General features: G+C 74.0%; 9 protein-coding genes. 8 read left to right on the forward strand and 1 reads right to left on the reverse strand.

Translation table 11 applies throughout. The annotated features are described in order from the left end of the window. Positions 1 to 521 precede the first annotated feature (521 nt). Genes AB0B48_RS28490 through AB0B48_RS28500 form a run of 3 tightly spaced genes read left to right on the forward strand, consistent with a single transcriptional unit; the run spans position 522 to position 4,113 of the window. Positions 522 to 2,024, forward strand: coding sequence for a hypothetical protein (locus tag AB0B48_RS28490; protein ID WP_357206852.1), 1,503 nt, complete (start codon positions 522 to 524; stop codon positions 2,022 to 2,024). Between the two features lie 20 nt (positions 2,025 to 2,044). Beyond that, positions 2,045 to 3,085 (forward strand): hypothetical protein, encoded by a 1,041-nt coding sequence (locus tag AB0B48_RS28495; RefSeq protein ID WP_357206854.1) that lies wholly within the window; start codon positions 2,045 to 2,047, stop codon positions 3,083 to 3,085. Next, positions 3,082 to 4,113, forward strand: a complete 1,032-nt coding sequence (locus AB0B48_RS28500; protein WP_357206856.1) for an HAD-IIA family hydrolase — start codon at positions 3,082 to 3,084, stop codon at positions 4,111 to 4,113. The genes AB0B48_RS28495 and AB0B48_RS28500 overlap by 4 nt, the downstream gene beginning before the upstream one ends. Positions 4,114 to 4,125: 12 nt before the next feature. Here the strand turns inward: AB0B48_RS28500 and AB0B48_RS28505 are convergent, their stop codons facing one another. Continuing rightward, on the reverse strand, positions 4,126 to 4,464 hold the full coding sequence (locus AB0B48_RS28505; RefSeq protein ID WP_355008437.1) for an SCP2 sterol-binding domain-containing protein: 339 nt from the start codon (positions 4,462 to 4,464) through the stop codon (positions 4,126 to 4,128). Between the two features lie 111 nt (positions 4,465 to 4,575). Between AB0B48_RS28505 and AB0B48_RS28510 the strand changes: the two genes are divergently transcribed. The 5 genes from AB0B48_RS28510 to AB0B48_RS28530 all read left to right on the forward strand — a co-directional run bounded on the left by AB0B48_RS28510 (position 4,576) and on the right by AB0B48_RS28530 (position 11,206). Beyond that, the gene (locus AB0B48_RS28510; protein ID WP_357206858.1) at positions 4,576 to 5,166 is read left to right on the forward strand and encodes a hypothetical protein; all 591 of its coding nucleotides are present in this window, start codon (positions 4,576 to 4,578) and stop codon (positions 5,164 to 5,166) included. Further along, entirely contained in the window at positions 5,163 to 5,435 is a 273-nt protein-coding gene (locus tag AB0B48_RS28515) for a hypothetical protein (RefSeq protein ID WP_357206860.1), read from the forward strand. The genes AB0B48_RS28510 and AB0B48_RS28515 overlap by 4 nt, the downstream gene beginning before the upstream one ends. A gap of 38 nt (positions 5,436 to 5,473) precedes the next feature. Continuing rightward, positions 5,474 to 6,334 (forward strand): TlyA family RNA methyltransferase, encoded by an 861-nt coding sequence (locus AB0B48_RS28520; protein WP_357206863.1) that lies wholly within the window; start codon positions 5,474 to 5,476, stop codon positions 6,332 to 6,334. 109 nt (positions 6,335 to 6,443) lie between these two features. After that, positions 6,444 to 7,328: an NAD kinase gene (locus tag AB0B48_RS28525; protein ID WP_357206865.1), complete on the forward strand. Its 885-nt coding sequence runs from the start codon at positions 6,444 to 6,446 to the stop codon at positions 7,326 to 7,328. Positions 7,329 to 7,486: 158 nt separating this feature from the next. After that, positions 7,487 to 11,206, forward strand: a complete 3,720-nt coding sequence (locus AB0B48_RS28530; protein WP_357206867.1) for a S8 family serine peptidase — start codon at positions 7,487 to 7,489, stop codon at positions 11,204 to 11,206. Positions 11,207 to 11,293: the final 87 nt, after the last annotated feature.

Below are 11,293 nucleotides of genomic sequence, written 5' to 3' on the forward strand. Positions count from 1 at the left end.
GTGGGGTGGGTGGGGGTGTTGAGCCCCCCCCCCTAAAAATCCCCGTGCGGCGCCCCCCCCCCCCGGGCCCCCCCCTCGACTGCGTAGCGCCATTGGTGGCGCAATCAGGAAGGATGTACCTGTGAGTTCAGGACCGCAGGGCGGAGACCGTCCCCGTCGTTACGAAGACCGTACTGACGGTGCGGGCGGACGCGACCGCGGCCCACGCCGCGACGACCAAGGCCGGCCCCCGTACCGGGGAGACCGCGACAGCGGCGGCGCACGAGGCGGATACGCCGGCGGCCGCGACTCCGGCTCCCGTGGTGGTGACCGGGACAGCTCGCGCTCCAGCGCCCCCCGTGAGGGCGGCTACCGAGGCGGTGACCGCCGCGAGGGTGGTTTCCGCGGCGGCGACCGCGACGGCTCGCGCTCCAGCGCTCCGCGCGAAGGTGGCTACCGTGGCGGCGACCGTGATGGCTCGCGCTCGGGTGCTCCGCGTGAGGGCGGCTTCCGGTCCGGCGCTCCCCGCGAGGGTGGCTTCCGTGGCGGCGACCGTGACGGCTCGCGTTCGGGCGCTCCGCGCGAAGGCGGCTACCGAGGCGGCGACCGCGACGGTGGTTTCCGGGGCGGCGACCGCCATGAGGGTGGTTTCCGTGGTGGCGACCGCGACGGTTCGCGCTCGGGTGCTCCGCGTGAGGGTGGTTTCCGTGGTGGCGACCGCGACGGTTCGCGCTCGGGTGCTCCGCGTGAGGGTGGCTTCCGTGGTGGCGACCGCGATGGCTCGCGGTCCAGCGCTCCGCGTGAGGGTGGTTTCCGTGGTGGTGACCGTCGTGAGGGCGGTTACCAGGGCGGCGACCGCACTCGCTCCGGCCCGCCGCGTGAGGGTGGCTTCCGTGGCGGTGACCGCGAGGGTGGCTTCCGTGGCGGTGACCGTCGCGAAGGTGGCTTCCGTGGTGGCGACCGTGACGGTTCGCGCTCGGGCCCGCCGCGTGAGGGTGGTTTCCGTGGTGGTGACCGCGAGGGTGGCTTCCGTGGCGGTGACCGTCGCGAAGGTGGCTTCCGCGGTGGTGACCGCGAAGGCGGTTTCCGTGGCGGTGACCGGGACAGTTCGCGTTCCAGTGCCCCCCGTGAGGGTGGTTTCCGGGGCGGTGACCGTGACGGTGGTTTCCGTGGTGGTGACCGCCGTGAGGGCGGTTTCCGTGGCGGTGACCGTGATGGTTCGCGCTCGGGCCCGCCGCGTGAGGGTGGTTTCCGCGGTGGTGACCGCGACGGTGGTTTCCGTGGTGGTGACCGTCGCGAGGGCGGTTTCCGGGGCGGCGACCGTGACAGTTCGCGTTCCAGTGCCCCCCGTGAGGGCGGCTTCCGGGGCGGCGACCGCGACGGCTCGCGTTCCAGCGCTCCCCGTGAGGGCGGCTTCCGGGGCGGCGACCGCGACGGTGGTTTCCGGGGCGGCGACCGCCGTGAGGGCGGTTTCCGGGGCGGCGACCGTGACAGTTCGCGTTCCAGCGCTCCGCGTGAAGGCGGTTTCCGCGGTGGTGACCGCGACGGTGGCTTCCGTGGTGGTGACCGCCGTGAGGGCGGTTACCAGGGTGGTGACCGCACTCGCTCCGGCCCGCCGCGCGAAGGTGGCTTCCGTGGCGGCGACCGCGACGGTGGCTTCCGAGGCGGCGACCGCCGTGAGGGCGGCTTCCGTGGCGGCGACCGTGACGGTTCGCGCTCGGACGCTCCCCGTGAGGGTGGCTTCCGTGGTGGTGACCGTCGCGAAGGTGGCTTCCGGGGCGGGGACCGTGACGGTTCGCGCTCGGGCGCCCCGCGTGAGGGTGGCTTCCGGGGCGGCGACCGCGAGGGCGGCTACCGGGGCGGCGAGCGTACCGGGGGTTTCCGGTCCGACGAGCGGCCGCGTCGTGAGGGGGAGTTCCGTCGCGATGACCGCGCGGGTGGCTCCGAGTCGTCCGAGGGCGGGCGTAGCTCGGCCCCGGCACTGCCGGACGACATTGTCGCGACCGACCTCGACAAGGACGTTCGCGCTGAGCTGCTCTCGCTGAACAAGCCGGTCGCCGAGACGGTGGCCCGGCACCTGGTCGCCACTGGGCAGCTGATCGACGAGAACCCGGCCGAGGCGTTGGCGCACGCGCTGGCCGCCCGGCGGCTCGCGTCGCGCATCTCCGCTGTCCGTGAGGCGGTCGGTCTGGCCGCGTACCGGGCGGGAGAGTGGCAGTCGGCGATCGCGGAGCTGCGCACCTACCACCGGATGAGCGGACTGCAGAGCCACCTGGCCGTGCTCGCGGACTGCGAGCGGGCTCTCGGCCGGCCGGAGCGGGCCATTGACCTGTTCCGTGGCGCGGACCGGGAGAAGCTGGACCAGGCCGTGGCGATCGAACTGCTGATCGTCGCCGCCGGCGCGCGTGGTGACCTCGGGCAGAAGGACGCCGCGGTCGCGATGCTCCAGGTTCCGGACCTCACCAACGAGGCCACCGTGCCGTGGACGGCCCGACTGCGGTACGCCTACGCCGACGCGCTGCTCGCGGTGGGTCGGCGCGAGGAGGCCCGCGAATGGTTCTCCCGCGCTGCCGACGTGGACACCGAGGGCGAGACCGACGCCGCCGAGCGGCTGCTCGAACTCGACGGCGTGGTCATCGAGGGTGACGAAGAGGACGAGGCCGCCGAGGAGATCGCCGCAGGCCCGGGCGCTCCCGGTGCGGTGCCGGCCCGACCCGACGCCGACCTGGCCGGCGACACGAACGACGACGATGAAGATGTCGACGATGACGACGACGACGAAGATGTCGACGACGACGACGACGACGACGACGACGATGACGATGACGATGACGATGACGACGACGACGAAGATGTCGACGACGACGACGATGACGACGAGGACTTCGACGACGACGAGGAGGACGACGCTGTCGGCCGTCCCGCTGACGACGAAGGCTTCGACGACGAGGACGAGGACCGTCACCCCACCGGGAGCGGCAACGCCGACGCGGCCACCACTGGCGACAGCGGCGTGACGGACCGGGACGCGGCGAACGGCGACGCGGCGAACGCCGACGGGACCGTGCCGGCCCGGGACGACGAGTCGGGGTCGACGCAGCGGTGAGCGCGGGCGTGGGGGAGCGGCTGGTCGACGGGTACACCCTGGTCGTCTTCGACCTGGACGGCGTGATCTACCTGATCGACCGGCCGATCCCCGGCGCCGTCGACGCGGTGGCCCGGCTGCACGCCGAGGGACGGGCGGTGGCGTACGCCACCAACAACGCGTCGCGCCGGTCCAGCGAGGTCGCGGACCTGCTGACCGGGATGGGCGTGCCGGCCCGACCGGAGGAGGTCCTCACCTCCGCTGCCGCCTCGGCCGAGTTGCTGCGTGACCGGCTACCCGCCGGCGCGTCGGTGCTGGTGGTCGGCGCGGAGGCGCTGCGCGCGGAGCTGCGCGCGGTCGGCCTGAACCCGGTCACCCAGGCCGATGAGAAGCCGGCGGCGGTGGTGCAGGGGTACGGCCCGCAGGTCGGTTGGGCCGAGCTGGCCGAAGCGTCAGTGGCGGTGCGGGCGGGTGCGATCTGGATCGCCACCAACACCGATCGGACCCTGCCCAGTGGGCGGGGACCGCTGCCCGGCAACGGGTCGCTGGTCGCCGTGCTGCGTACCGCACTGGAGCGAGACCCCGACGTGGTGGTCGGGAAGCCGGAGCCGGCGCTGTTCGAGACCGCTGCCCGGCGCAGTGGCGGTGGGCGGAGCCTGGTCGTGGGTGACCGGCTGGACACCGACATCGAGGGTGCCCGCCGGGCCGGGCTGGACAGCCTGCTCGTGCTCACGGGCGTGCACGGCGTACCGGAGCTGCTGGCCGCCGAGCCGCGGCGACGTCCCACGTACGTCGCGAAAGACCTGGCGGGGCTCTTCGACCCGGCTGCCGCCGTGCGGGTCCCGGGCCCGGCGGACGCCGGCGGCTGGTCGGTGACCGACCGGGACGGCACGCTGGAGCTGGCCGGGGCCGGTCGGCCGCTGGACGCCCTCGCGGCGCTCTGCGCGGTGGCCTGGTCGGCGTCGGTGCCGGCGCTGCCGAAGATCCGTCCGGTGGGCTCGGACGCGGCCCATGCGGTGGAGAGTTTCGGTCTGACCGCGGCGGCGTGAGCCGGGCGGTCGTCAGAGCAGCTTGCGCAGCTTGAGCAGGTCGAACGGGTTGGCTTTGATCGACACCCGGCGGGAGGTCACCGCGCCGGTGACGTCCAGGTCGCCACGGACCAGGGCGAGCAGGTCGTCGCTGGACGTGCTCAGCGCGATCTTGGCCTTGGGGTCGTCGCCGTCGGTCAGCTCGACCAGTCGGCCGCCGGTGATCCGGCCGTGGAACGCGGTGTCCAGGTCGGTGATCCGGCAGGCCAGCGTCCGGTCCAGGTCGATCCGTTCGCGCACGGTCTCGGCGTTGCGATCCAACCGGGCGGCCAGCTCCTGCAACGCCTGCCGGCACTCGTCCACGCTGGCCACATCTCCCCCTCGGTGATCGCCACGCCGTCCTCGGCACCGTACCGCACGGGTCGGTCGGGGGTGCCCGGTAGCGTGACACCTGCACACCCCGCCCCGTGGAAGGACTCAGGCATGCAGGACGCGTGGCGCGCCTACCTCGAGCTGGCCATGGGCCTTACGGAGGCGCCCCGGAAGAAGGCCCAGGACGTGGCACGTCGCCTCGTCGGCTCCGGCGGCGCGACCGCCGCCCAACTCCAGGCCCTCGGCGAGGAACTGGTCACCACCGGGGCCGCCAACCGGGAGGCGTTGACCAAGCTGGTCCGCTTCGAGGTCGACCGGGCCCTCGGCGCGGTCGGTCTGGCCACCGCCGACGAGGTGGCCGAGCTGACCCGGCGGGTGCACGATCTGGAGCGGCAGCTGCGGGAGGCGCGGTCCACCGAGCCGGCCGAAGCGCCGACCGCCGGCCCCACGCCACAACCCGACCCGACCGTCGCCGCGAAGCCCGGCACCGGTCTCGTGCCGTCCGGCGCCCCGGCCGGCGCCCCGGTCTCCGCGCCGGTGGCGAAGAAGGCCGTCGCGAAGAAGGCGGTCGCCAAGAAGGCCGTCGCGAAGAAGGCGCCGGCGACGATCAGCCGGACGGCCGACGAGGACATCCCGACGCCGGCTGTGATGCCCGCCAAGAAGGCGGCGATTCGCAGGCAGCGGCCGGACGACGCCGAATGACCCGGCCCGGACCGCCGCCTGGCGGGTCGTTCCCGCGGCCCGGTCCGCCGGCTGGTGGGTCGTTCCCGGCCCGCCCGGGCCCGCCGGTGGGTGCCCGCCCCGGACCGCCGCTGGATCTCGGGGACGACGAGGCACGGCATCCGGCGGTGGACGCCGCCGTGCGGGCCATCGCCAACGCGGCGACGCTCGCTCCCGCCGACCAGATCGCCCAGTACGAGGCGGCCTACGAGACGCTGCGGGAAACCCTCGCCACCATCGACCAGACCTGAGCGGGACGACCAGGCCTGAGCAGACCGGAGAACCATCCATGGCACGTCGTAACCGGCTCGACGCCGAACTCGTCCGCCGCGGTCTGGCCCGCTCGCGTGAGCAGGCCGCCGCGTTGGTGGAGGCCGGCCGGGTCCAGCTGCGGGGCGTGGTCGCCCGCAAGGCGGCCGCGATGGTCGACCCCGCCGACCCGCTCCTGGTCACCGGTGCGGACCCGGCCGAGGAGTACGTCTCGCGGGGCGGGCACAAGCTTGCCGGCGCGCTGGCCGCGTTCGCCCCCGGTGGGCTGCACGTGGCCGGGCGGCGTTGCCTGGACGCGGGAGCGTCGACCGGGGGGTTCACCGACGTGCTGCTGCGCGCCGACGCGGCCGAGGTGGTGGCCGTGGACGTCGGCTACGGGCAGCTCGCTTGGCCGCTGCGGACGAACGAGCGGGTCCGCGTCCTGGAGCGCACGAATGTCCGTACCCTCGATGCGGACGCGATCGGCGGCCTGGTCGATCTCACGGTGGCCGACCTGTCGTTCATCTCGCTGCGACTGGTGCTGCCGGCGCTGGCCGGCTGCACCCGTGACGACGGTGACCTGGCACTGATGGTCAAGCCGCAGTTCGAGGTCGGCAAGGACCGGGTCGGCGCCGGCGGTGTGGTCCGCGATCCGGAGCTGCGCGCCGAAGCGGTGCTGGACGTGGCGGCGGCGGCCGCACGGCTCGGCCTCGGGCTGGCCGACGTGGCGGCCAGCCCGCTGCCTGGGCCCAGCGGCAACGTGGAGTTCTTCGTATGGTTGCGCCGGGGCGCACCAGCGGCCGACCCGGAGCGGGTGCGGGCCGTGGTGGCGGCCGGGCCGGACGGCTCGACGACGGCCGGCGCGGTGCCGGACGTGGCGGCGGAGGAGGTCGCAGGGTGAACGCGCGCAGTGAGGGTGCCGCAGTGGGCCGGGCGGTGACACGCGGCCGGGCCGAGGTGTCGGCGCCGGTGACGCGACGCGGCCCGGTTCGGCGTGGGCGGGTGGCCCGATGAGCCGGACCGCGCTGCTGGTGACCCACACCGGTCGTCGGCGTAGCACGGAGCACGCCCGGTCGGTCGCCGCCGACCTGATCGATGCCGGTTTCGAGGTACGGGTGGTCGCCGACGAGGCCGAGGACCTCGACCTGCCGGGCGTGGTGCCGGTCGGCGGCCCGCAGGCTGCCGAGGGCGCCGAGATCGTCTTCGCGCTCGGTGGGGACGGCACCTTCCTGCGCGCCGCCGAGCTGGCCCGACCCGCGAAGGCGCCGCTGCTCGGCATCAACCTCGGCAAGGTGGGCTTCCTGGCGGAGGCGGAGATCGACGATCTGGACACCGCCGTCCGGGACGTCGTCGGCCGCAACTACACGGTCGACGAGCGGCTGACCCTGGACGTCACGGCCGAGTTCGACGGTGGGCCGACCATCGAGTCCTGGGCGCTGAACGAGATCAGCATCGAGAAGGGCGAGCGGGCCCAGATGCTGGAGCTGCTCGTCGACGTGGACGGTCGGCCGCTGTCGCGGTACGGCTGCGACGGTGTCGTCTGCGCCACCCCCACCGGTTCCACCGCGTACGCGTTCTCCGGTGGCGGCCCGGTGGTCTGGCCGGAGGTGGAGGCGTTGCTGCTGGTGCCGATCAGCGCGCACGCGTTGTTCAGCCGCCCGCTGGTGACGGCTCCGACGTCCACCTTCGTGATCACGGTCGACCCGTTCACGACCCTCGCCGTGCTCTCCTGCGACGGGCGTCGGGTCTACGACCTGCCGCCCGGCGCGCGGGTGACGGTGCGTCGTGGTGCCCTGCCGGTGCGCATCGTGCGGCTGCGCCCCCGTCCGTTCACCGACCGGCTGGTGGCCAAGTTCGGTCTGCCCGTGCACGGTTGGCGTGGCAGCCGCCGGTGACGGTGGTGCACACGGTCGGTGGATGTCAGTTGTCCACCTGACGACATGTCGCCGCTGCGGCGGCGTGCGACTAGTGACCTGGTGACACGCTCCGACGCAGACTCCGATCGGCCCTCATCCACGGATGGCGGGCCTGGAGGAGTAGAGGAGCCCATCGCATGCACTGGTCCCCACGCTGGCTCGCCGTCGGCGCGGTCGGCGCGTTGGTGGTCGGCGTCGCCGCACCGGCGTCCGCCGACCCGCCCGCCCGGCCCACCGGCCCGACGTCGGGCACGCCCGCCCAGCACGCACCCGTCCGCATCACTCTGATCACCGGCGACCAGGTCGACCTGGTGCAGGCGGCACCCGGTCGGGTCGCCGCCACCGTCCACCCCGGCCCGGGGCGCGACCGGATCGCCTTCCAGACTGTCGAGGCCGACGGCGGGTTGCGGGTGCTGCCCAGCGACGTGATGCCGTACCTCTCCGCGGGGGTGCTCGACCCCGACCTGTTCGACGTGCAGGAGTTGGCGGCCGACGGGTACGGCGATGCCGCGCAGGGCGCGTTGCCGCTGATCGTCCGCTATCAGGAGCCGGCCGCCGGACGGGTCCGGCCGCTGGCCGGCGCGACCGATGCGCGTCCGTTGGAGAGCATCAACGGCGCGGCGCTGCGGGTCGGCAAGGGTGACCTGGGTGGCTTGTGGACGTCGCTGCGCGGCGCGCCCGGGCAGCGGGTGACAGCCGGTTCGCCGGCCCGGCTCGGGGCCGGTGTCGCGCGGATCTGGCTGGACGGAAAGGTCCGCCCGACGCTGGAGCACAGCGTGCCGCAGATCGGCGCTCCGATCGCCTGGGCCGCCGGCCGCGACGGTGCCGGCGTGAAGGTGGCGGTGCTCGACACCGGCGTCGACGCCACCCACCCCGACCTGGCCGGTCGGATCGCCGAGGCACAGGACTTCTCCGGCAGCGGCAGCGCCCGAGACGGGCACGGCCACGGCACCCACGTGGCCGCCACCATCGCGGGCAGCGGGGCGGCGTCCGACGGGTTGCGCAAGGGCGTGGCCCCGGGTGCGCGGTTGCTGGTCGGCAAGGTGCTCGACGACGGTGGCTCCGGCTACAGCTCGTCCATCATCGCGGGTATGGAGTGGGCCGCCCACTCCGGCGCGAAGGTGGTCAGCATGAGCCTCGGTGGCGACCCGACCGACGGCACCGACCCGATGAGCCAGGCGGTGAACGACCTGACCGCTGAGACCGGCGCGCTGTTCGTGGTCGCCGCCGGCAACTCGGGTGCCGCGCGGACCGTCGGTGCGCCCGGCGCGGCCGCGGCGGCGCTGACCGTCGGCGCTGTGGACCGTGCCGACGAGCTGGCGGAGTTCTCCAGCCGGGGTCCGCGCCTCGGCGACAACGGCCTGAAGCCTGAGATCACCGCGCCGGGCGTGGGCATCGTCGCCGCCCGGGCCGCCGGCACCGCCATGGGTACGCCGGTGGACGACGCGTACACGACCGCGTCCGGCACCTCGATGGCCACGCCGCACGTGGCCGGGGCGGCGGCGATCCTCGCCCAGGAACATCCCGACTGGTCCGCCGCGAAGCTCAAGGACGCGCTGGTCAGCACCACGAAGGCGAACCCGGCGTTGACCGTTTTCGAGCAGGGCGCCGGTCGGGTCGACGTGGCCCGCGCGCTCGGCCAGCGGGTCTATGGGTCCGGCACCGCTGACTTCGGCCGGCTCAGCACCGGTGGCGTGCCGGTCGAGCGGACCGTGACGTACACCAACGGTGGCACGGCCCCGCAGACCCTGCGGTTGGCCCTGGAGCTGCGCAACCTGGACACCCGTGCGGCCGAGACCGACGGGGTCACGGTCGGCGGCGTCGAGGTGACGGTGCCGGCCGGCGGCAGCGTCGCCGTGCCGTTGCGGGCGGACCCGGCGAAGCTGGACCGGGGTGTGCACAGCGGGTGGCTGGTGGCCACCGGCGCGGACGGCGTCGCGGTGCGCACCGCTGTCGCGCTCACCCTCAGCGGACCGCTGCACACCGTGACCGTGCGGGCGCTGGACATGCAGGGTCAGCCGGGTCTCGCGTCGGTGCTCACCCTCTTCGGTGAGCAGCCCGAATCCGACTGGCTCGGGTGGGTCGGCGGCGAGGTGCAACTCCAGGTCGAGGAAGGCCCCTACCTGGTCCAGGCGTTGATCGAGCACGGTGCCCCGCTGGACGAGCAGATCACCCTGGTCACCGACCCGGAGCTGCTCGTCGACCGGGACCTCACGGTGGTCCTCGACCCGCGCAAGGGCACCCCGGTGCGGATCGAGACGCCGAAGCCCTCCGAGCAGCGCTCGACGATCAGTTTCTACGAGCACCGGGTCTTCGGCAACGGCCGGCAGGTCGACCACGGTGTGATGACCTTCAGCACCATTCAGCAGGTCAACGTCACCCCGACCCGTGCGGTACGCCAGGGCGAGTTCGAGTTCGCGTCGCGCTGGCAGTTGGTCGCGCCGATGGTGGACGCGACGATCAGCGGGGTGTCCGGTCCGTTGGACATCAACCTGATGGGCTACTCGCCGGCGACGGCCGAGCGGCGCAAGCTGCCGCTGGTCTGGGCCGGCACCGGTACCCCCGCCGAGCTGGCCCGGGTACGTGGTGCCGCGGCGCTGCTCACCAGCACCCCGGACGCTTCGGAGGAGGAGCAGATCGCGGCGGCGGCTGCCGCTGGCGCGAAGGTGGCGCTGATCGTCCGCCCGGCCGACCAGAGCGCGTGGACGTCGTGGACCCCGTTGGGTGACCGGCTGCCGATCCCGTCGATGGCGGTGGCGTACGACGACGGGCAGAAGATCATCGCGGCGGTCCGGAAGCGTCACACGACGCTGGACCTGACGTTGACGGTGGAGAGTCCGTACCTGTACGACGTGTGGCAGGTCTCGAAGGGCCGGGTCCCGGAGCGGATCCTGCACAAGGTCACCGACCGCAACACCGCCGAGGTGACCACCCACTACGGGAACGTCGGCGGGGACTGGGCCAGCGAGCAGCGGTTCGGGTGGCGTCCGTGGCAGGACACCGCCTGGAACGACAACCAGCGGCTGGTCCGTACCGGCACCACCCGACGGGAGTTCGTCAGCTCCGGGGACAACTGGTGGCAGCAACGGGTGCTGCACAAGATCATGTTCATGCAGGGCGGGCAGCTGACCGGTGGTCTGACCCAGCAGCCGCGGCGTTACGCCGCCGACGACCGGGTGACCGAGACCTGGCACGCGCCGGTGCTCCGCCCGGCCGTCCCGGCCACCGGTGCGCCGGTGCCCACCCGCACCGGTGACAACCTGGAGTTGCGGGTGCCCGAGTTCGTCGACGCCGAGGGGCACTACAGCGTGGCCGGCGAGAGTGAGGAGTCGGACACCGTCACGGCCCGGGTCAGCCGCAACGGGCAGCAGATCGCGGACCTCTCCGAGGGTTGGGCGTCGGTTCCCACGACCGCCGGGGCGGCCCGGTACCGCCTGGACGTGACCACCCAGCGGTCCTCGGTCGACTGGCGTTACGGCACGCGGACAAACACGGCCTGGGAGTTCACCTCGGCCCGACCGGCGGGCGACGCCGCCACGCCGTTGTCGCTGCTCCAGGTGGACTACCGGGTGCCGGCGGACCTGCGCGGCACGGTCCGCGGCAACCGGCCGCACCAGCTCGGGCTGACCCTGCGGCAGCCGGCCGGGGCGCCGAGGCCGACCGGTGCCAGCGTCCGGGTGCAGGTCTCCTTCGACGGGGGCGTCACCTGGCGCAACGCGCCGACCACGGGGTCGGGCACCCGGTACACCGCTACCGTGCCGGCGGGGCGCGGGACGGTGTCGCTGCGGGTGCGTGCCGCCGACCGGGCCGGGAACACCGTCGACCAGACGGTGCTCCAGGCGTACGGGCTGCGGTGATCGGGCGGGGGGGGGGGGCCGGGCCGGCCCGCCCCCCCCGGCGGGGGGGGGGGCGGGGGGGCGGGGGGCGCCGCGGGGCCGGGCAGC

The sequence above is a fragment of the Micromonospora sp. NPDC049089 genome (genome assembly GCF_040648775.1).
In the GTDB taxonomy this organism is placed as follows: domain Bacteria; phylum Actinomycetota; class Actinomycetes; order Mycobacteriales; family Micromonosporaceae; genus Micromonospora.

Coding starts and splice junctions, on each gene's coding strand:
- AB0B48_RS28510 (WP_357206858.1), top strand. CDS start 4,576: ATGCAGGACGCGTGGCGCGCCTACCTCGAGCTGGCCATGGGCCTTACG.
- AB0B48_RS28515 (WP_357206860.1), top strand. CDS start 5,163: ATGACCCGGCCCGGACCGCCGCCTGGCGGGTCGTTCCCGCGGCCCGGT.
- AB0B48_RS28520 (WP_357206863.1), top strand. CDS start 5,474: ATGGCACGTCGTAACCGGCTCGACGCCGAACTCGTCCGCCGCGGTCTG.
- AB0B48_RS28525 (WP_357206865.1), top strand. CDS start 6,444: ATGAGCCGGACCGCGCTGCTGGTGACCCACACCGGTCGTCGGCGTAGC.
- AB0B48_RS28530 (WP_357206867.1), top strand. CDS start 7,487: ATGCACTGGTCCCCACGCTGGCTCGCCGTCGGCGCGGTCGGCGCGTTG.